This is a genomic window from Rheinheimera sp. KL1 (assembly GCF_001275035.1).
In the GTDB taxonomy this organism is placed as follows: domain Bacteria; phylum Pseudomonadota; class Gammaproteobacteria; order Enterobacterales; family Alteromonadaceae; genus Pararheinheimera; species Pararheinheimera tangshanensis.
This window is the reverse complement of the sequence record NZ_LAMX01000019.1, coordinates 118,960-138,576: the sequence shown is the minus strand read 5'-3', so window position 1 is coordinate 138,576 and position 19,617 is coordinate 118,960. Positions and strand designations below refer to the sequence as shown.

The 19,617-nt window shown below is 45.4% G+C and carries 20 protein-coding genes; 10 read left to right on the top strand and 10 right to left on the bottom strand.

Annotated features, from left to right (window positions below; translation table 11 throughout):
* Nucleotides 1-2: 2 nt before the first annotated feature.
* From fliE to WH43_RS10320, 5 genes are all read right to left on the bottom strand, one after another.
* Nucleotides 3-344, bottom strand: coding sequence for a flagellar hook-basal body complex protein FliE (gene fliE, locus WH43_RS10340; protein ID WP_185148597.1), 342 nt, complete (start codon nt 342-344; stop codon nt 3-5).
* A gap of 240 nt (nt 345-584) precedes the next feature.
* Nucleotides 585-1,940 (bottom strand): sigma-54-dependent transcriptional regulator, encoded by a 1,356-nt coding sequence (locus tag WH43_RS10335; protein ID WP_053424526.1) that lies wholly within the window; start codon nt 1,938-1,940, stop codon nt 585-587.
* Entirely contained in the window at nt 1,927-3,039 is a 1,113-nt protein-coding gene (locus WH43_RS10330; protein ID WP_053424525.1) for a sensor histidine kinase, read from the bottom strand. Before WH43_RS10330 ends, WH43_RS10335 begins: the two co-directional genes overlap by 14 nt.
* 111 nt (nt 3,040-3,150) lie before the next feature.
* Complete coding sequence (locus WH43_RS10325) at nt 3,151-4,602, bottom strand: sigma-54 dependent transcriptional regulator (RefSeq protein WP_053424524.1); 1,452 nt, start codon at nt 4,600-4,602, stop codon at nt 3,151-3,153.
* A gap of 123 nt (nt 4,603-4,725) precedes the next feature.
* On the bottom strand, nt 4,726-5,523 hold the full coding sequence (locus WH43_RS10320) for a flagellin (RefSeq protein ID WP_053424523.1): 798 nt from the start codon (nt 5,521-5,523) through the stop codon (nt 4,726-4,728).
* Nucleotides 5,524-5,764: 241 nt separating this feature from the next.
* On the opposite strand from WH43_RS10320, the gene pseB reads away from it, so the two are divergent.
* From pseB to WH43_RS10270, 10 genes are all read left to right on the top strand, one after another.
* The gene (gene pseB, locus WH43_RS10315; protein WP_053424522.1) at nt 5,765-6,766 is read left to right on the top strand and encodes a UDP-N-acetylglucosamine 4,6-dehydratase (inverting); all 1,002 of its coding nucleotides are present in this window, start codon (nt 5,765-5,767) and stop codon (nt 6,764-6,766) included.
* Nucleotides 6,763-7,914 (top strand): UDP-4-amino-4,6-dideoxy-N-acetyl-beta-L-altrosamine transaminase, encoded by a 1,152-nt coding sequence (gene pseC, locus WH43_RS10310; protein ID WP_053424521.1) that lies wholly within the window; start codon nt 6,763-6,765, stop codon nt 7,912-7,914. Before pseB ends, pseC begins: the two co-directional genes overlap by 4 nt.
* 3 nt (nt 7,915-7,917) lie before the next feature.
* Nucleotides 7,918-8,625 (top strand): pseudaminic acid cytidylyltransferase, encoded by a 708-nt coding sequence (gene pseF, locus WH43_RS10305; protein ID WP_053424520.1) that lies wholly within the window; start codon nt 7,918-7,920, stop codon nt 8,623-8,625.
* Entirely contained in the window at nt 8,622-9,710 is a 1,089-nt protein-coding gene (gene pseG / locus WH43_RS10300) for a UDP-2,4-diacetamido-2,4,6-trideoxy-beta-L-altropyranose hydrolase (RefSeq protein WP_053424519.1), read from the top strand. Before pseF ends, pseG begins: the two co-directional genes overlap by 4 nt.
* A gap of 26 nt (nt 9,711-9,736) precedes the next feature.
* Nucleotides 9,737-10,801, top strand: a complete 1,065-nt coding sequence (gene pseI, locus WH43_RS10295; protein WP_053424518.1) for a pseudaminic acid synthase — start codon at nt 9,737-9,739, stop codon at nt 10,799-10,801.
* A gap of 4 nt (nt 10,802-10,805) precedes the next feature.
* Nucleotides 10,806-11,390, top strand: coding sequence for a UDP-4-amino-4,6-dideoxy-N-acetyl-beta-L-altrosamine N-acetyltransferase (pseH, locus tag WH43_RS10290; protein WP_053424517.1), 585 nt, complete (start codon nt 10,806-10,808; stop codon nt 11,388-11,390).
* A 16-nt stretch (nt 11,391-11,406) separates the two neighbouring features.
* Nucleotides 11,407-11,667, top strand: coding sequence for an acyl carrier protein (locus tag WH43_RS10285; protein ID WP_053424710.1), 261 nt, complete (start codon nt 11,407-11,409; stop codon nt 11,665-11,667).
* Between the two features lie 3 nt (nt 11,668-11,670).
* Nucleotides 11,671-12,957 carry an AMP-binding protein gene (locus tag WH43_RS10280; RefSeq protein ID WP_053424516.1) on the top strand — a complete coding sequence of 429 codons (1,287 nt, stop codon included), beginning with the start codon at nt 11,671-11,673 and terminating at the stop codon, nt 12,955-12,957.
* Nucleotides 12,950-13,675 carry an SDR family NAD(P)-dependent oxidoreductase gene (locus WH43_RS10275; protein ID WP_053424515.1) on the top strand — a complete coding sequence of 242 codons (726 nt, stop codon included), beginning with the start codon at nt 12,950-12,952 and terminating at the stop codon, nt 13,673-13,675. The genes WH43_RS10280 and WH43_RS10275 overlap by 8 nt, the downstream gene beginning before the upstream one ends.
* Before the next feature lie 794 nt (nt 13,676-14,469).
* On the top strand, nt 14,470-15,309 hold the full coding sequence (locus WH43_RS10270; protein ID WP_053424514.1) for a class I SAM-dependent methyltransferase: 840 nt from the start codon (nt 14,470-14,472) through the stop codon (nt 15,307-15,309).
* Nucleotides 15,310-15,353: 44 nt separating this feature from the next.
* On the opposite strand, the gene rffA is transcribed toward WH43_RS10270, so the two are convergent.
* The 5 genes from rffA to WH43_RS10245 all read right to left on the bottom strand — a co-directional run bounded on the left by rffA (nt 15,354) and on the right by WH43_RS10245 (nt 19,617).
* The gene (gene rffA / locus WH43_RS10265; protein ID WP_053424513.1) at nt 15,354-16,490 is read right to left on the bottom strand and encodes a dTDP-4-amino-4,6-dideoxygalactose transaminase; all 1,137 of its coding nucleotides are present in this window, start codon (nt 16,488-16,490) and stop codon (nt 15,354-15,356) included.
* A gap of 201 nt (nt 16,491-16,691) precedes the next feature.
* Nucleotides 16,692-17,618 carry a glycoside hydrolase family protein gene (locus tag WH43_RS10260; protein WP_053424512.1) on the bottom strand — a complete coding sequence of 309 codons (927 nt, stop codon included), beginning with the start codon at nt 17,616-17,618 and terminating at the stop codon, nt 16,692-16,694.
* Complete coding sequence (locus WH43_RS10255) at nt 17,615-18,280, bottom strand: acetyltransferase (protein WP_053424511.1); 666 nt, start codon at nt 18,278-18,280, stop codon at nt 17,615-17,617. The genes WH43_RS10260 and WH43_RS10255 overlap by 4 nt, the downstream gene beginning before the upstream one ends.
* A complete protein-coding gene (locus tag WH43_RS10250) occupies nt 18,277-18,900 on the bottom strand; it encodes a class I SAM-dependent methyltransferase (protein ID WP_053424510.1) in 624 nt (207 codons plus the stop codon). The genes WH43_RS10255 and WH43_RS10250 overlap by 4 nt, the downstream gene beginning before the upstream one ends.
* A 21-nt stretch (nt 18,901-18,921) precedes the next feature.
* Entirely contained in the window at nt 18,922-19,617 is a 696-nt protein-coding gene (locus tag WH43_RS10245; protein WP_053424509.1) for a WbqC family protein, read from the bottom strand.

The window sequence follows — 19,617 nt, the reverse complement described above, 5'->3', positions numbered from 1 at the left end:
CCTTAGACCGGCATCGACATAATTTCTTTGTAGGCTTCCACCAGCTTGGTTCGCACCTGCACTGTGGCTTCAAAAGCTATAGAAGCCTTCTGTCCAGCCAACATAGCTTGAGCCAGCGATACTTTAGGATCGCCCATTTCAACAGCAGTACTAAGTTGACGACTTTCGCCCTGCAGACCATTCACTTTGTCTAAAGCACCTTTGAGCATGGCGGAAAAATCAGACTGACTGGAATTTTGTTCAGGGATAGCCGGAATCGCCAATTCAGCAGGCACACTCCGGGCTTGTGAAGCGAGGGATTGAAGTTCCTGATAAAGACTGTGACCTTGACCTTGAATGTTCATCTGCTGTGACCTGTCAAAATATTGCTATTACTACGATTAATAGAGGTAAAGCAGGTATCGTGCCAGTATGTAGGATCAGAGCCTTGGCTCTGCTCCTGTCATTGTCGAATCAAGGTTTTAAATTCATAACTTACATATAAAACAGTGATTTAAAATCAAGAAGGAAAGCTATATAGGCGAGCGAACTATTGCTTGAAGGCAGTAAACAGAGGGTCAGAGCCAAGGCTCTGACCCTGGGGTTCAGGCGGGTAACTGAATACCAGACTCACGCATCCGGGCCAGTTTGTATCTTAAGGTTCTGGCACTGATGCCTAAACGTTCAGCCACTTCTTTGCGGCTATTGGCACAGGCACGCATAGTTTCCAGAATAATGCGGTGTTCCTGCTCATAGATCTCAGATTTAAATGCACTGACATCAGACTCGCTTGCATAACCCAACTCTGTATCAGACATGCTGTCTATCATATTCGGTGCAGACTCGAGCAGAATATCAGCCGCACTAATTTGCTCACCATCACAAATGATCAGAGCACGCTGCACTATGTTATCCAGCTCTCGCACATTACCTGGCCAGTAATGCTGCATCAATTTATGTTGAGCTGCGTAACTTAAGCTGGGCTGTGGCATTCCGGTGCTACGACAATGCCGTTCTAACAAATGCATCGCCAGTGGCACTATGTCAGCGGGACGCTCAGCCAAAGCTGTCCAGGTCAGCGGAAATACGTTCAGGCGATAGTACAAATCTTCGCGGAATTTTCCTTCAGCCACTGCTTGTTTTAAATCTCTGTTGCTGGTAGCAATCACCCGTACATCCAGCTTTATGGTTTTGCGTGCACCTAAACGCTCGACTTCGCGCTCTTGTAGCACACGCAGTAACTTCGCCTGCAGGTTTAAATCCATTTCACTGATTTCATCCAGTAAAATAGTACCTTGTTGAGCTTGTTCAAACTTACCGGGACAAGCCTGAACAGCACCGGTAAAGGCCCCTTTTTCGTAACCAAACAAAGTGGCTTCCAGCATATTTTCCGGAATAGCAGCACAGTTAATGGCTATAAAAGGCCCATCCTGACGACCACTTTGTTGGTGGATATAACGCGCCAGTACTTCCTTACCAGAGCCACTTGGGCCCAGCACCAGCACATTGGCATCAGAACGAGCCACTTTTGCCGCCAGCTTCACCAGCTGTTTGCCCTGCTCGGAATGTACAACAGGCTCAATAGTCGCGACTTCTGCACCCAAAGCATAACGACTGACCATATTAATCAGCACTTCAGGTGAAAAAGGTTTCGCCAGATAGTCCACAGCGCCGTGACGAATAGCAACCACAGCGTCGTTCACATTGGCGTAGGCGGTCATCATCAACACAGGTAAAGAGGGGTAATTGAGCTTCACGGTTTTGAGTAAATCTAAACCTGACATGGTGCCCATTTGTACGTCACTGATCAGCAAAGACACTTTGTGCTCTTTTAACAGCTGCAAGCCCTGCTCAGCACTTTGGGCTGGCACCACCTGATAATTCGCCAGACTCAGCGTGTCACACAATGCTTCGCGTAAGCCGGCATCATCTTCAACGACCAAAATACTAGTTGTTTGCATAACTTAACTCCTGACCTGCAGTGACAGGCACATAGACGGGAAACAATAATTCAAAACGAGCACCACCCAACTCTGAAGCACAATAACGGATAGAGCCATTGTGCGAGTGAGCAACAGCCTGCACCACAGCTAAACCAAGCCCTGTGCCCTGACTGCGAGTGGTAAAAAAGGGTTCAAAAATTTGTTGTTGTAAATGCTCTGGTACACCAGGACCATTATCTTCAACCGCGATCATCACCAGCTGAGGATTTACTTTATCCAGACGGGCTTCAAGCTTCATGACTGCACCCTGACCAATAATTTGCATACTGTTTTGCAGTAAATTCTGAATAGCGCCAGCCAGACTGCGTGGATTACCTAAAATTTGTACATCAGGTTCAGGTAATTGAATGTGGATCTGACTTTGTTGCTGTTCGACCAAAGCTTCAACTCCGACAAAGACATCACTTAACAGTCGCTGCAAAGATAAAGGCTCGACCTGCTGCTCACGCCCTGCGCGCGCAAACAACAGCATGTCATTCACCTGCTGCTCTAAATCCACCAGACGGGCCACCAGTTTCTGCTGAAACTGCTCACGTGAGTTTGGATTCAATTTAGGACTGGTTAAGTTCTGGGCGTACAACAAGGCGGAAGATAAAGGGGTTCGGATTTGATGCGCCAGAGATGCCATCATTTTGCCAAGGGTAGATAAACGCTGCAGATGAGCCAAGCGGCTTTGTAACTGGCGAGTTTCCGTCAGATCGGTTAATACAATCAACTGACCGGCTTCAGGTTCAAGGGAGCTGATCGCCAGTTTGACTCTGCGTCCGTCCAGCAAAGACACTTCCATACCATCATCACTACGGGGACGGAATGAACGCGCTATCACATCCAGCCAGCGCTGCCCGACCAAAGGTTCGCCCAGCATGGAAATAGCCACAGGATTGGCTTCAGCCACATACCCCCGCTCGTCCAGCACTATGACGGCAGTTGGAAGATTGTTGACTAAATGCTGCAGACGGCGGGCCTGGCGGGCCGTATGAATGGCGGTTGCAACAGGTGCGGCCGCATCTGGCTGCATTTCTGCTGCAACATAAGCAAAAGCTTTGGCTGTACTCATAACGTCTTCGCAAATGAATTGACACTAGCCTTTCAAATGCACAAGACATGCCACAATTAAACCAGATATAAATCAGGCACTTAAGCAGCCATTTTTTTGACAGAAAGAGGGTTAAGCCTGATTTTCATCCCGCATCAAATTGTATTTACGCATCTTCTCTACCAATGTGGTACGACGCAGACAAAGAATATCAGCGGCTCTTGCTACTACATATTCATGGCGCTCCAGCGCCTGAGTAATCAAAGAAATTTCCAGTTCGGCTAAAAACTCTTTTAGATCCACCCCCTGCTCCGGTAAAACTTCAAGGCTGCCTGATGTTGCGAAGCTCAGCACGTCTGTCTGCTCGTCTTCATCGTCAGCACTTTGAAACAACTCATTGATGGCATCCCGCTCTAACAATGCATCCGGATATACGGGCACATAAGTTTCGACGTCCAGATGACGGTATTTTTGCGGTAATTCTGCGACGTCCACGACCTGATTCGGATACATAATAGCCATTCGTTCCACCAGATTGGCCAGTTCGCGCACGTTGCCAGGCCAGGGATGCAGTTTTAAGCTCTCAAGCGCACGCTCGGTAAACTTCACCTTGGCATGCCCTTGCTGTTCAGTGCGGATGATCAGTTCCTGCACCAGCAGCGGTAAGTCATCGGCTCTGTCACGTAAAGCCGGAGTTTCGATAGGAAAGACGTTCAGGCGATAAAATAAATCTTCACGAAAGCGCCCCTCCTCGATCATTTGCTCCAGCGCCCTGTGAGTGGCTGCAATAATACGCACATCAGCGCGAATAGGCTGACTGCCCCCCACCCGCTCATACACTCTTTCCTGCAGCACTCTTAATAACTTCACCTGCATAGGCAGTGGCATATCACCAATTTCATCTAAAAACAGCGTACCGCCCTGCGCCAGTTCAAAACGGCCTTTGCGGGTAGAAATTGCACCGGTAAAGGCACCTTTTTCATGACCAAACAGCTCGCTTTCCAACAGCTCTGCCGGAATAGCACCGCAGTTTAATGGCACAAAAGGCCCCTGATGACGATTGGATAACACATGAATATTGCGGGCAACTACTTCCTTCCCCGTTCCCGAATCACCAAGAATTAATACATTAGCGTCCGTTTTAGCGACTTGTTGAATTAAGAAACGGACTTGCTGCATGGCCTGAGTTTGACCAACCATGCCAATAAAACGGGACTGTTCGCACTGACCTTTCTGACCTGGCAATAAACGTTGGTATTCCTGACAATCACGCAGCAATTGAGTAAAAGAAGCGTAAGAGAAAGGCTCGGTCAGCAAGCCAACCACATTCGCCAGACCTAAATGATGCTTCAGCGTTTCGCCCAGCAATAAAAAAGCACAAGCAGGATACCGGCGGATCAGTTGTTCGTGATCCTGACTGGACAAAGCCCCTAACAGAACCACAGCCTGAGACTCAGCATGTAAATACTGGTCAAGTTCGTGATACTGCAACAATTGATGGGGCTCAGAGATAAAACTCAGTACAGCACCTAAGCGAGAGGTTCGTTGTTCCTGCTGATCCAGAATATAGAGCTTGGTGGTCATAAGACTCAGACTTTTATTGCTTTTTAGTCATTCTACAAAGCTTGTCTGAGGTTGCAAGGTAAAACGTATTTTGTACACTGGTGTCAAAAAAATAGCGTTTTATGGGATGAAAAGAATAAAGAATTAAGCGAGTAACTTTAGGGCTTGTTGTTCAGACACCCGGCTCTGACTGACCACAGATAATGAAGCTTGTTCACGAATACCAGCTGCCACTTGTTCTGTCACCGCTTTCGCGTAATCCAGGTCTTGAATACGGCTGATAGCTTCCTGCTCATTCACATTCTGAGTTTGCAGATTGCGGGCAGTCGACTGTAAAGCGTTGATCGTCGCGCCTAAACCAGTTCTGTTGTTATCCACCAGTTGCGAAGAACTCTGAATGGACTTCAGCGAAGCTTCTGCACTTTCAGCAGAAGATAAGTCGATGCTAAAAGCACCTGAGTCCGTTAAACGAGTCGATAAATCCTGAGTTTTGATACCAATGCTGCCATTCCCTGTACCAACAGGGATAGAGCCATCCTGGTCAAACAACTTAATACCAGCAAACTCAGTATTTTTAATCTGGTCTTGAATATTTGCTGCATAAGCGTCGACTTGCTTCTGCAGCGCCTGACGATCGGATGCGGTTAACAAGCCATTACCGGCCTGCACAGCCAAACGCCCCATTTCATTCAGGTTATCTGTCACCCCTTGTAAGCCTTGGTCAGCCACAGTAGCAAGAGAAATACCATCATAGACATTTTGTGTCCCTTGAGCAGAGGCATTAGCGCTTTGAGTTAAACGGTTGGCAATTTGTAATCCGGCAGCATCATCAGCAGCACTATTAATACGACGCGCTGAGGCTAATTTTTTCAGCAGATTTTCAGATTCATTGGAGTTGAATTTCAGCTGATTTTCATTGGCTAGCGAGTTACCGATTTTCATACTACTACCTCAGGCTGTTCCGAAACGGATTTGCTATAAAAATTAGTCTACCTCAAAATCACCTGAGTGCCCAAGCCTTAAACTGAGCTTTTTTTAGCCAGCAAAAAGATAGCTGAATGATCTGTAGCTAAGCTTCTATATAAAAAGGATTTTTTAATAGTGGAATAAATTATGCTAAGGTTTGTTACAGTGGGTACAGATCCAATATGACTGTCAGTTTTATGACATATCAGGGGCGCTTATGTTTGACGGCAAAAATATCTTTATTACAGGTGGCACTGGCTCTTTTGGCCATAAATACACCCAAACACTGCTGGAGCGGTACAAACCCAACAAAATTATCATCTATTCCAGAGATGAATTAAAACAATACGAAATGCAGCAACAGTTTAATGCGCCCTGTATGCGTTATTTGATAGGCGATGTGCGGGATCAGGAACGCTTAATTCGTGCCATGCGTGGTGTCGATTATGTCATTCATGCCGCAGCGCTGAAGCAAGTCCCAGCTGCCGAATACAACCCAATGGAATGCATTAAAACCAATATCAATGGCGCCGAGCATGTAATTAATGCAGCCATTGAAAATAACGTTGAAAAAGTCATAGCACTTTCGACAGATAAGGCAGCAAATCCTATCAACCTATACGGCGCCACCAAACTTGCATCAGACAAGCTCTTTGTTGCAGCTAATAATATTTCTGGTGGCAGCAAACCACGCTTTTCCGTAGTGCGTTATGGCAATGTGGTTGGCTCTCGTGGATCCGTAGTACCGTTTTTTGAGCAGCTAAAACAAAAAGGCGCAGACCATATCCCCTTAACTCATCTGGAGATGACTCGCTTTTGGATCAGTCTGCAGCAGGGCGTCGATTTTGTGTTAAAGAATTTCGAACGTATGCTGGGTGGAGAAATTTTCGTACCCAAAATACCATCAATCCGTATTGTTGATTTAGCCAAATCTATAGCGCCGCATTTACCTATCAAAGAAGTAGGCATTCGTCCTGGTGAAAAGCTACATGAGATGATGTGCCCAGGTGATATGTCGTATAACACTTATGAATACGATGACCATTATGTGATAGCTCCCTCTATCCAATTCTCCAACAGAAGCAATAACTTCACCGTCAATGCCCTAAAAGAAAAGGGCAAACTGGTTCAGCCAGGATTTGAGTATGTATCGGATAAAAACCCGCACTTTTTAACCCTCGAAGAGCTGGAAAGTTTCAACAGAGACGCGATGTTATGATCCCTTATGGCAGACAGTCGATAAGTGAAGAGGATATTCAAGCCGTCGTCGATACGCTCAAATCTGACTTTCTGACCCAAGGTCCTGCTGTGCCAGCCTTTGAACACGCGCTTGCCAGTTATTGTAAAGTGCCTTATGCAGTAGCAGTCAATAGCGCCACCTCGGCTTTACATATCGCTTGTCTGGCATTAGATGTCAAAGCGGGTGACAGAGTCTGGACCAGCCCTATCAGTTTTGTTGCTTCCGCCAACTGTGCTTTGTATTGTGGGGCCAAAGTTGATTTTGTCGATGTGGAACCTGACACCGGGCTGATTTCGGTCAGAGCTTTAGCCGCAAAATTACAACAAGCAGCGGCCAACAATACCTTACCTAAAGTACTTATTTCTGTGCATCTGGCGGGACATAGCTGTGCTATGCAACAGATTTCGACGCTATGTAAACCCTATGGTATTCGTATTATTGAAGATGCCTCTCATGCCATTGGCGGGCGCTATTTACAGCAAAAGATTGGCAGTTGCCAATTCAGTGATATCACTGTCTTTAGCTTTCATCCGGTAAAAATCATTACTACAGCCGAAGGCGGTATGGCGTTGACTAAAGACTTAACTTTGGCTGCCCGCATGCAGCTATTGCGCAGCCATGGTATTACCCGCAATACGGACGATATGACCGAAGTCAGCCATGGACCCTGGTACTATCAGCAAGTCGAATTAGGCCTGAATTACCGCATGACCGACCTTCAGGCCGCCTTGGGTTTAAGTCAGCTGAAACAGCTGGATGCTTTTGTGGCAAAGCGCCTTGAAGCCGTTGCCCGTTACCGCAACTTATTGCAAAACTTACCGCTGGATTTGCCAGAGGAATGCCCGGCAGGACAATCCGCCTGGCATCTGTATATTATTCAATTACATGATGAAAACCGCCGTTTAGCTGTATTTGAAGCACTGCGCAGCGCTGGTATTGGCGTCAATGTGCATTACATTCCTATTCATACCCAGCCTTATTATCAAAATTTGGGGTTCCAGTGGGGAGATTTTCCGCATGCTGAATCTTTTTACAGCAGGATTATTAGCCTGCCTTTATACGCTGACTTAACAGCTGAGCAGCAGCAACAAGTAGCTGTGGCGTTGCAGGACGCCTGTAAGGAGTAACGGATGCGACTGGCCATTATTCCGGCACGCGGCGGCAGTAAACGTATTCCGCGTAAAAACATTAAAGACTTTAACGGCAAAGCTATGATTGGCTGGTCTATTGAAGCCGCTTTGTTATCCGGCGTTTTTGATGAAGTGTGGGTATCGACCGATGATGCAGAAATTGCAGCTGTGGCGCAAAGTTTTGGTGCCAAAGTTCCTTTTATCCGCCCTGCTGAATTATCTGATGATCACACAGGCACCTCAGCCGTAGTGCATCATGCAATCAGCTGGGCACTTCAACAACAACTTCCCCTTGAATTAGTTGCCTGTATTTATGCCACAGCCCCCTTGCTTCAGCCACAGATGCTAAAAGAGGCCATGCTCCAATTACAACAAGATCCCGCTTTGGACTATGTCTTCTCAGGCTGTCGTTTTAGTTTTCCTATTCAGCGCGCTTTGTACCGCACCGAACAAGGCCGAGTTCAGCCTGTAGACCCTGCTTCTATTCCAAAACGCTCACAGGATTTGCCTGAAACCTTTCACGATGCCGGCCAGTTTTATTGTGGCCGCACTCAAAGTTGGTTGGACGCAAAACCAGTGTTTTCAGAAAGCTCTTATTTGTATGAACTGCCACAGCATTTAGTGCAAGATATAGACACAGCAGACGACTGGCTTCGTGCAGAGTTGTTGCATCAATTACTACAGCAACAGCTATTAAGGCAGCCATGACAGTCCGCAGAACAGCGCTATTTCGGGTCGATGCATCCGCAGAGATAGGTTCAGGCCATCTGATGCGTTGCCTGACCTTAGCTAAAGCCTTGCAGCAATCGAACTGGCAAGTACAGTTTGCCTGTCGGGCACATTCGGGTCATTTAATTAAGTGGCTACAGGACCAGAGTTTTGACGTTATTACACTAAAACAGCCTCCAGAGACCCAAGCAACAGGTTATGCTGCATGGTTAGGCGTAACAGAAGAGCAGGATGCGGAGGAGCTTAATGAGCAACTACCAGCGGCTGTTGATCTGCTGGTAATTGATCACTACGGCTTGTCCAAAACATTTGAACTGGCCATGACGGGCTTTTATCGAAAGCTTTTGGTGATTGATGATTTGGCCAACAGAGCGCATCAGTGCGATTATTTGCTGGATCAAAACCTCTATCCACAGCTGCACAGTCGCTACGACAAGCTAGTCAATAAAGAGGCTCAACAATGGTTAGGCCCGTCTTATGTATTGCTGCGACCGGAATTTGCTCAGTTTCTGCGTGTAGTGGACACAAATACGTTGCAGTTTTTAGTCTTTTATGGCGGCACAGACGAGCTGAATTTAACCAGTCTGACGATAAAGGCCTTACAACAACTTCAGAAAACTGACTTTGCTGCCGATATAGTGATAGGACTTGCCAATCCACATAGGGTTGAGGTTGAAGAACGTTGCGCTGAAGATGCTCGTTTTAGCCTGCATATTCAAACACCCCATATGGCGGAATTAATGAGTAAGGCCAGCTTAATGATAGGAGCCGGAGGTTCCACTCATTGGGAGCGCTGTGCTTTGGCATTACCAGCTTTAGTAGTGACTTTGGAAGAAAATCAGCTCGCCAGCACTTTATCTCTGGTCGAAGCCGGTGTCTGTGGTTATCTTGGACAAGGGCAAGATTTAACAGCAGTTCAATTAACCAGAGCTGTGCAACGGCTACTGGAGAATCCACAGCAGTTGCAACAAATGTCAGACAATGCCAGACAACTGGTGCCACAAGGCGGCGGTTGCGCTGCGATTGTAGAGCGACTTAACACAGAATTTCAGGCCCTGAATTAAGGCCGCAGTAGTACAGGAAAACACAGATGAGCAAAGCAGCTTTTCAGGATATTCAGTTAGGCCAGCATACTGTAGGTCCTTCTCATCCACCTTTGATTATTGCGGAGCTGTCCGGCAATCATGATCAGTCGCTGGATAAAGCGCTGGCGATGGTAGATGCAGCAGCTGCAGCCGGCGCTCAGGCCATTAAGTTACAAACCTACACAGCCGACACCATGACGCTGGATATAGACACAGGCGAGTTTTATATCGAAGATAAAAACAGCCTCTGGCACGGCACTACCTTGTATAAGCTGTATCAGATTGCCTACACACCATGGGACTGGCATCAAGCTATTTTTGAGCGGGCCAAAAGCCATGGCATGCTGGCTTTTAGCACCCCTTTTGACTTAACCGCAGTGGATTTTTTAGAATCTCTGGATGTGCCTTGTTATAAAATTGCCTCTTTTGAAAACAGCGACCACGCGTTATTGGCAGCTGTTGCCAAAACTGGCAAACCAGTAATTATGTCAACAGGTATGGCTACACAAACTGAATTGTCAGAATCAGTCGCTGTATTACGTGCCAACGGCTGCCAACAGTTGATTTTATTAAAATGCACCAGCCATTACCCGGCAGACCCAGTTGACGCCAATCTGGCTACCATCCCCCATATGGCTACTTTATTTGATTGCCAGGTAGGATTATCTGACCATACAGCTGGCATTGGTGTTGCAGTCGCAAGTGTAGTTTTGGGTGCAACCGTGATTGAAAAACACTTTGTTCTGGATCGAGCTGAAGGTGGAGTCGATGCAGAGTTCTCGCTTGAGCCGGAAGAATTTAGTGCCCTGGTCAAGGAATGCAAACGCACTGCAGTTGCTCTGGGGAAAGTGACTTATGGTGGCACAGAAAAAGAACAAGCGTCACGCAAGTTCCGCCGTTCGCTGTACATCGCCGAAGATATGCAGGCTGGCGATATGTTCACACCGCAAAACCTGCGTTCCATCCGCCCTGGACTTGGACTGGAGCCGAAATATCTGCCAATGCTACTGGGTAAACCCATTAAAAAATCAGCGAAAAAAGGTACTGCAATGAGCTGGGAGTATTTGTAAGTTTATGACTGGCATCAAAACTTATCCGATAAGCCATTTTAGCGCTTTAACCGCTGCAGATTTAGAAAGAGTATGGGGCTGGCGTAACCAGAGTGAAATTCGGCGCAATATGCACAATGATGCCCCTATCAGTTGGGAAGAACATTTAAGTTGGTTTGATAAGCTGCAATCTGATGAAAGCCGGCAAGTATTTATCTTTAAACAGAACGCTCGACCTATAGGCGTATTAAACTTCAGCCAACGCAGTCAGGGAGTGATCGAATGGGGCTGTTATCTCGGCGAAACCGATGTCTGGCCAGGTTCAGGTTTATTGCTTGAAATTGCAGCGCTGGACTATGCCGCCACTCAAATCGAGCTAAGCAGTCTTTATGCCGAAGTGTTATCCTTTAACCAAAGTGTCGTAAGGATGCATGTATTTTTTGGCTATCAGCCCCTGCCAGACCGACCGGGTCAAATGCGTAACGATGAACCTTATGTGGTTAATGTTTTCAGCTATGAACTTGATGAATGGCGGAAAAATCGCACTAGGGTATTGGCGAGATTGCCCAAACAAATCTGTGCTGCCGCCGATCTTATTCAATTTACTTAATGGGCTGATTGATACCGTGAAACTGGAACAAACTATCCGTAATACTCTGGCTCAGGTAGCCACTATCGCCAACTGCAAGCTGATAGCTGATATCACCGATGACACAGTACTGCTTCAAAGTGGTCTTGATTCTCTTGGCTTTGCCATGCTGGTCGCCCAATTGGAAGAAGATCTGGGCATTGACCCCTTCAGCCAAATGCAGATTGCTGTTTATCCGCGCACCTTTGCCGAATTCGTTACTATTTATCGTCAGGCACAGCAGGACGGGAACGAATAGATAATGGATCTGCTGCAACAATTACAGCAAGCAAATTACAGTGATACAGCACTGACCAGTGGCGAACCGGTCAGCTACCAGCGACTCATTGCAGGCGCCTTAGCAATACGTCAGCAGTATCCACAGTTACAGCAACAGGCAATAGCTTTACACTACACGACTCTGCCACAGTTTCTTATGGCACTGTTGGCATTTGATGGCTGGAGCAGCGCCTTGTATCTGTTACCTGAAACTGATCTGGATTTACCGGAGCTGGTTCAACACTGGCCCAGTGAAACCTCAGTTAAACAGCGCTCTGCAATGCACTCAACTGTCGGTAGCCAGGAAACCCGCTGGTATCTGGCAACTTCGGGCACTACCGGAACACCTAAATGGATTGCACATACTTTTGCCAGCTTAAGCCGCGCGGTAAAGATATCGGTTGATCAAAGCACGCTGCATTGGGGACTATGTTATCAACCCACCCGCTTTGCCGGTTTGCAGGTATTGCTGCAAAGTATGATGTCTGGAGCCTGTATCAGCGATTGCAGCAGTGGTGATGCAGAACAGCGTATAGAGATGATGTTAAGTTCAGGTGTTACAGCATTGTCAGCAACACCTTCGTTATGGCGTCAATTGCTGATGACAGGTCGCTTGCATCAACTCCCCCTTATCCAATTGACACTAGGTGGCGAAATTGCCGATCAGGCTTTGCTGAACAAGCTATCTGCTTTGTTTCCTTACGCCCGTATATTACATATTTATGCTTCGACAGAAGTAGGCGTGGGCTTTGCTGTTTCTGATCAACAGGCTGGTTTTCCGCTAAGCTGGTTAGGTACCAATCATAGTGGCCTGGCATTTAAAATTGACGGACAACAACACCTTTGGCTAAAACCTCCTCACACGCCAGATAGCAACCTCGCCAAACGTCTTGATAGCGAAGGTTATCTGGATACCGGAGATCTGGTTCATATTCAAGGTGATCGCGTACAATTTCTGGGCCGTGACAGTGGCGTCATTAATGTTGGTGGCAATAAAGTACACCCTGAACAGGTAGAGCAGGTTTTATTGCAAATAGCGGATGTATTACAGGCCAAAGTCTACGCCAGAGCCAGCAGTGTGCTTGGCCAGTTGGTGGTGGCGGATATTGTTGTGGTCGCTAACGCTGATCGGTCGAAACTGCAACCCTTACTATTTGAACATTGTCAGCAGCAACTGGAACGCTACCAGATCCCCACCCGATTTAACTTTGTTGGCAGCTTAAGCACGAATGCCACTGGCAAATTGAGCAGAAAGGAGCCTCATGGCTAAGTTAGTGATTGTTACCGGCGCCAGCCGAGGTCTGGGGTTAGCTATTTGCCGCCAACTACTTGCTGCAGGTTATGAAGTACTTGCAGTTGCCCGTACCTTTTCGAACGAATTGCAACAACTGCAGCTGCATAACGATAAAAGACTGCATTTTACTGCTGTAGATCTGGCCGACCTGGAACAGCTGCCAACCCTTTGCGGCGCGCTGGTAAAACAATACGGTCGTCCTTATGCGCTGATTAACAATGCAGCAGTCGGGTATGACGGTGTGCTGGCAACCATGCACAACAGTGAAATCTCCAGTCTGCTAAATATTAACGTGCAGGCCCCTATTCTGCTCAGCAAATATCTGTCAAGGCCAATGCTGCTAAATCAGAGCGGACGTATCATTAATATTTCATCTATTATCGCCCGAACTGGTTTTAATGGATTAAGTGTGTACGCCGCGAGTAAAGCCGCACTGGAAGGTTTCAGCAAATCGCTGGCGCGAGAAGTTGGCAAAGCTGGTATTACCGTGAATTGCGTTGCGCCCGGCTATATGCAAACTGACATGACCAATAGCCTGCAAGGCGATAAGCTGGAAAGCGTCAAACGCCGCAGCCCACTGGGCAGGCTGGCGACTACGGATGATGCTGCTGGCGCAGTATTGTATTTGCTTAGCGAGCAGGCTGCTGCTATCACTGGTACAGTGATTACTGTGGATGCTGGTAGTACGGCTTAATGAAAGCAGAAAATTTGCTGATATGTTGTCGAGTATCTTTTTGTTTTTGATAAGCTATCAATAATTTAACTTGATCAACGTTTTTATCTGCAGGCATTTTCACGTATTGATGACATCGTCACAGAATTTCCTCACTGTGATGAGAAAAACACTGTTCTATTGTCATTCTCTGCGGATTTTGTAAAGGGCCGCAATTTGACATTAGTCTACTTAGAGCATGGCTAAATGTTAGTTACTGAGTCAGGCAAATAACGTTAAAGTAGCAAATAAATGGGTCGATAACCTGACATCGCTCTTTAATTTGTCGGATTCGGGCAATAATACTACGAAGCAGGACATACTTATAATGCAACAGATACATATATGGCACAGGTAGTAAGGCTCTGAAATTCTTACCGGCTTTACTGCTCAAATACCAAGTTCTTGGTTTCCTCGATAGCGATATTACAAAAAAAAGCCACTATCTTTTAGGGCTAAGAATTCATCACATTAACAGAACTGAAAGGCATGGATCACAAACATATTGTTATCGTCAGTACTTACATTAATGAAATATACTGGGACTTATCTGATACAGGTATAGGAACAGAACTGCGGTAGAAAATCTGCCCGCAAAAATAGCTCTAGCAGAGCTAGTATACTCACCTTGAAGGACAGTATCGTCAACAAAATGCAGCACCTTCTCTGCAAGATCTTTTTCAAAAAAAGCATCTGGAAAATGCCCTGGTAAGCAATAATATCTAAATAAATCCCTCCGCTACCGCGGACACATTAGGCAGAGGTAAGCACTTACAATGAATGATTTAAAGCAGTTTCTTTTAGAAAAAATAACCGAAGATGGTACAAAACATTTTGGCCTTAAAGATCAGAGCTATCTTCTGTATGTGGCGAGTAATTGGCATGATGATCATGCAGATAACGGGCGCTGGAAAGAAGTCGAGTCGCATCAGGATCACAACGGGAAAATACTAGATATGGCGGCAGGCGTCGGTACATTTGTACTGTATGGTCTTCACAAAGGTTATGATGTGTACGGGGTCGAACCAGAAACATGGAAACTGGACTATATCAAAAGAAAGGTCAAAGCCAATAATTATCCTTATTGGTACAACGAAAGGATAGTGCAGGGTGTAGGTGAAGCCCTGCCATTTCCAGATAACTATTTCGATTATGTGACATCTTATCAGACACTGGAACATGTCCAGGACGTAGGGAAATGTATAGATGAAATGCTCAGGGTATTAAAGCCTGGCGGGAAGCTTAAACTGCAGGCACCTGACTATAGAAGCTGGTACGAACCTCATTACCTGCTGCCATTTATGCCGAAGATGAATCTAAGGCTTGCCAGAATCTATTTAACGCTTTTACGCCGTCCCACCTCTGGCCTAGCCACTCTGAAGTGGACCACTACTCCAAACCTACTGCAACATATCAGCCAGCATCAGGATGTAAGTTTTATCGATCTGACGAAGCTATACACTCAACGAAAAATCAAGAAAATCCAAAGTGATTATGCGGTACCCGCGCTACTGGCAAAATTAATTTATGCATTGCAACAAACGAGATTTTTATTCAGACAAGAAAGACAAATAAACTTAGTGATTAATAAGTCCATCAACTCAGGCATGCCATAACTTAAACACAAAGTGCAGAGCGCAAGCTCGACCATAATCAAAACTCAAGGATTCATTAGTAAATTATCCAAGATAGAACATACCCGCTCTTGTTGTGTTTGGCTTATTCCAATCCACAGAGGTAAACGGATAAGCTGCGCTGACAAGGCGTCAGTATTGGTCATATTTCCATGCACACGCCCCAGCTGCTGTCCGGCAGGGGAAGAGTGTAACGGGACATAGTGAAATACAGTATTGATTTGCTGTGCTTTTAATCCGTCCATAACAGACTGTCTATCTTTCTGCTCAGGCAGCAGAATATAATACATATGAGCGTTATGCTGACACTCAGTTGGTATTATTGGTCGGCGCAACAATCCTAACGCTTCCAGTGGGGCCAACAATTCATGATAGTAATTCCAGGCAGATAGTCGAGTTTGCGTGATGCTTTCAGCCTCTTGTAACTGAGCCCATAAAAACGCCGCGATTAATTCACCCGGTAAAAATGAAGACCCAGCACTCTGCCAGGTGTATTTATCGACTTCGCCACGGAAAAAGCGACTACGGTCAGTGCCTTTTTCACGGATAATTTCAGCTTGTCGCACAAAATCTGGTCTGTTTACTAGTAAAGCCCCTCCCTCGCCGGAAATCACATTTTTAGTTTCATGGAAGCTATAAGCACCAAGATCACCGATACCGCCTAAAGCTCTGCCCTTGTATTTTGACATCACGCCTTGAGCTGCATCCTCAACAACGAAAAGGTCGTGCTTCCTTGCGATCGCCATAATCTCATCCATCTCACAAGCAACCCCAGCGTAATGTACGGGAACTATCGCTTTGGTACGAAAAGTGATTGCAGCTTCGATACGTTTTTCATTAATATTGAGCGTGTCAGGCCTGATATCAACAAAAATAGGAATTGCACCGCGCAATACAAAGGCATTGGCTGTAGAAACAAAAGTGTAAGACGGCATAATGACTTCATCACCAGGCTGGATGTTCAGTAGTAAAGCCGCCATTTCTAGGGCCGCAGTACATGAGTGTGTGAGTAGCGCCCTGCTACAGCCAGAATTTTGCTCCATCCAATGATGGCAATTCGCCGTAAAGTCACCATCTCCAGCCAAGCGTCCCATTTCGTGAGCTCTACTTATATAGTAAAGCTCTTTTCCAGTGATGTAGGGTTTGTTAAACAAGATCTGCATATCATATATCCTTACATATTAATATCAGAGGCTGCATTAAAACATGAGCATGAAAGATGCAAAACATATCCAAACTATACACCAGTCTTCGTCGCTATTGTTTTTTCAGTTTTTCTTATGAAGGCAACTTGCGATGTTAATTTAGCGTTAAAAAAAGAATAAAACGAATAGTCCGTCGATGATATTTGCCGGCGCCTGCAATTACGTGTAAGTAAGTACAGCTAGACCAAAACCAGTACGGCCATACCCATTACCGTTGTACAGCATATAAGTATTATTTTTATGCATGAAAACAAAAGGATACTCAATCATTTCAGCATCCCAGCCGAGATCGGACACCGTAATACCACTTTGTTGTAGTGCCAGTTGCCAACCATCACCATCATTATAGGCGTAACCAATACGGTAACTTTGGCCCTGCCCACTTCTATACGAAAACCACATATCAAAACCGCCAGAGCTGTGTTGTATAACTGTCGGTCGCGAGAAGGCCTGTGCAAAATTTAGCTTATAAGGTACTGCCAACCCCATCTTGCGCCAATTTGTGCCATCAGTCGACACTGCATGTTTAATCACATGTACCATCTCACCATTGCCACCATCCCAGCTTAATGTTGAGCCATACCACATATCGTAATGCTCCGGTCCTGTCTGCGTTATCCAAGGATAAGATAAACTGATGGGGTCGACAGAATCTGCATCAAGCATAGGCTCCTCCTGAGCCAGCTTTAGGCTATAATCAGACATAATGCTCAGCTTGCCAATATCACCGCGCCAGTGGTCGTTAGCAGGATTCTGCCACCCCATAAAAAGGATGTAACACCTAGAACCCACCTTGTAGCAATTGCCTATGCTAACACCGTCGGCATAAAAACTTCCTGGTGGGCCATGCAAAAAGAAAGGCTCGTCATGATCAGTGATAACAACCTGACGAACAATATCAATATCAACAGCCCCCACAGATGAGCGGTTTTGATCATCTCTACCACTATAATAGATCCGGAATACATCATCCTGCAGGTGAACAGCTAGCGGATTAGCAGCATGGCTGACAAGTTTTTTATGCCGCATTTTATCCAATGGGCTATATAGCAAACCAAGTTTCTTCCATACCGGTTGACGCTTCATATTTTTCGCAGCCCAGAGCTTGGTCTTGCAGCGCGTTCTGTTGCCAAGCCTTTATAAACACCATCAGCTTCAGCATCTCCCAGTAGCAAAGCGCCAGCACCTACAACACAGCGTTCACCAATGCTTATGTGATCACGTAATGTGGCATTAACACCGATAAAGCACTGCTCACCAATAATAACACCTCCCGATACCACAATATGCGATGCTAAAAATGTGTGATCGCGGATAACAGAATGATGACCAATATGATTACCGCTCCAAAGCGTAATGTTGTTACCAATCTCAACAAACGGTTGAATGGTGTTATCTTCAAGAATGAAACAGTTTTCGCCGATCTTCCAGTTATTTAATACTGTCGCTTTACTACTAATGTAACTTGCAAGCATATAACCAAAGCTTTTAACCATTAAATATTTTTCTTTTCTAATTGAGTTAAGTTTGGAATAACTAAGCGCCACAAAGATACTAACATCATTAGCACTGTATACAGATTGCAGCATTTCGAAAGCAATAACAGGTAAACCGCAGAAGGTGTCTTCAGTTTTATACTCCCTATCAACGGTAAAGGCGACGACTTCATAGTCACTATCTTCAGTAAAATAATAATGTGCAAGTTGCGCTATATCTCCGGAGCCAAATATCACCAGTTTTTTTTTCATGATTTCCTCACAAGGATAGTAAATTCAAACAGGTTATAATCATGGAGTAAAGCTACATTACGGCTGAAGTTCTCTTTACAAAACTGAAACATATAGCAAGGGTCTGCATAGTAAAGGTCATCTCTCATTTTCTCTTTATCAGAAAATGAAGTTAAACAATTAAAAGCGAAACCTTTAGCACTGTAACTATTCATCTGGCGCAATGTACTTAGGATATATGAATGCCAATCAGATTCTTTATTAGCAAATTTCACATTAAATATGCCACTAGCTACACTATAATCAGCCATCTCATCAGGGATGCTTAAATGAAAAAAACTAGCATTTTGGCAATTCGCGAATCGCCGCTTCGCCGCTTCAATCATATCTGCAGAAACGTCAACACCACGATATTCCAGCGTTTTATATGTCGCTTGAAGATACTCATAAAGAGCTCCGTAGCCGCAACCGATATCATTTATACTAAAGTACTGAGGATGATTGACTAGCTGCATCAGCTTTTCAAAACGCAGATACTGGCCTTCGCTTCCATTCCAGTCCACACCTTGCGGCGTTTCACCGTGCCGATTGAGTTTTTCGCTGTAATACTCAGATATTTGGCTGACAATAGTATTCTTCATCTTTTCCTTCCAGAGCAAACGCTACTCAGACTCAAGCTTTAAGTAATCTATCGCTGCACGGCCACAGTTAAACAGTAAATCTAAAATACTCACATGAGGATCGAAATCCCCCCAAAGCTGCTCGTAAGGCTTCATGTAGCTATAATCGGCCCATTGCAAATGAATGTTTTCCTTTTGAAATACTGCCTCATCAATATAACCTCTAGCTGCAGGACCAGACATATAAACTTGAGCTCCAGCTTGACGACATAAGTCGGCTAATCGCTCAGATTTTCCATCAACTAAATCATAGTCTGACGATTGTGAAATATACGTGGTGATATTCAGATAACAACAAATGGCATTAATAAACTGCTTGTTAATTTCAGAAAGCATAAATGCATCACTAGATAAATATAATGGCTCCAGCCAGCCTGACACGTCAGAAAAGTATTTTGACTTCCCATAGCTCTGCACTATCGTTTGCCAGTGTTGTTTTCTCCAGTTTTGCCCCGCGACCTTAGTTTCGCAAATTCTCTGATGAAATTTACCTTTTACATCAACCGGAATTGTCAACCAACATGAGCCTTGGTTGGTTTTTATTCTATTTCTGTTGCGCCAATCACGACGAGTATATTGCATTTCATCGTACAAAATAAACTCATCTACCGATGCAATAATGCCAAAATAGCCTCGCCATGGAACATAATTAGACTGTATTATTGCAACTTTTTTCAT

Excerpts from the sequence above, each read along its gene's own strand:
- pseI (WP_053424518.1), top strand. The coding sequence starts at position 9,737 with ATGAGCAAAGCAGCTTTTCAGGATATTCAGTTAGGCCAGCATACTGTA.
- WH43_RS10245 (WP_053424509.1), bottom strand. The coding sequence starts at position 19,617 with ATGAAAAAAGTTGCAATAATACAGTCTAATTATGTTCCATGGCGAGGC.
- WH43_RS10325 (WP_053424524.1), bottom strand. The coding sequence starts at position 4,602 with ATGACCACCAAGCTCTATATTCTGGATCAGCAGGAACAACGAACCTCT.
- WH43_RS10255 (WP_053424511.1), bottom strand. The coding sequence starts at position 18,280 with ATGAAAAAAAAACTGGTGATATTTGGCTCCGGAGATATAGCGCAACTT.
- WH43_RS10270 (WP_053424514.1), top strand. The coding sequence starts at position 14,470 with ATGAATGATTTAAAGCAGTTTCTTTTAGAAAAAATAACCGAAGATGGT.
- fliE (WP_185148597.1), bottom strand. The coding sequence starts at position 344 with ATGAACATTCAAGGTCAAGGTCACAGTCTTTATCAGGAACTTCAATCC.
- pseF (WP_053424520.1), top strand. The coding sequence starts at position 7,918 with ATGCGACTGGCCATTATTCCGGCACGCGGCGGCAGTAAACGTATTCCG.
- WH43_RS10275 (WP_053424515.1), top strand. The coding sequence starts at position 12,950 with ATGGCTAAGTTAGTGATTGTTACCGGCGCCAGCCGAGGTCTGGGGTTA.
- rffA (WP_053424513.1), bottom strand. The coding sequence starts at position 16,490 with ATGCAGATCTTGTTTAACAAACCCTACATCACTGGAAAAGAGCTTTAC.
- pseH (WP_053424517.1), top strand. The coding sequence starts at position 10,806 with ATGACTGGCATCAAAACTTATCCGATAAGCCATTTTAGCGCTTTAACC.
- WH43_RS10260 (WP_053424512.1), bottom strand. The coding sequence starts at position 17,618 with ATGAAGCGTCAACCGGTATGGAAGAAACTTGGTTTGCTATATAGCCCA.
- WH43_RS10280 (WP_053424516.1), top strand. The coding sequence starts at position 11,671 with ATGGATCTGCTGCAACAATTACAGCAAGCAAATTACAGTGATACAGCA.
- WH43_RS10330 (WP_053424525.1), bottom strand. The coding sequence starts at position 3,039 with ATGAGTACAGCCAAAGCTTTTGCTTATGTTGCAGCAGAAATGCAGCCA.
- WH43_RS10335 (WP_053424526.1), bottom strand. The coding sequence starts at position 1,940 with ATGCAAACAACTAGTATTTTGGTCGTTGAAGATGATGCCGGCTTACGC.
- WH43_RS10320 (WP_053424523.1), bottom strand. The coding sequence starts at position 5,523 with ATGAAAATCGGTAACTCGCTAGCCAATGAAAATCAGCTGAAATTCAAC.
- pseB (WP_053424522.1), top strand. The coding sequence starts at position 5,765 with ATGTTTGACGGCAAAAATATCTTTATTACAGGTGGCACTGGCTCTTTT.
- pseC (WP_053424521.1), top strand. The coding sequence starts at position 6,763 with ATGATCCCTTATGGCAGACAGTCGATAAGTGAAGAGGATATTCAAGCC.
- pseG (WP_053424519.1), top strand. The coding sequence starts at position 8,622 with ATGACAGTCCGCAGAACAGCGCTATTTCGGGTCGATGCATCCGCAGAG.
- WH43_RS10250 (WP_053424510.1), bottom strand. The coding sequence starts at position 18,900 with ATGAAGAATACTATTGTCAGCCAAATATCTGAGTATTACAGCGAAAAA.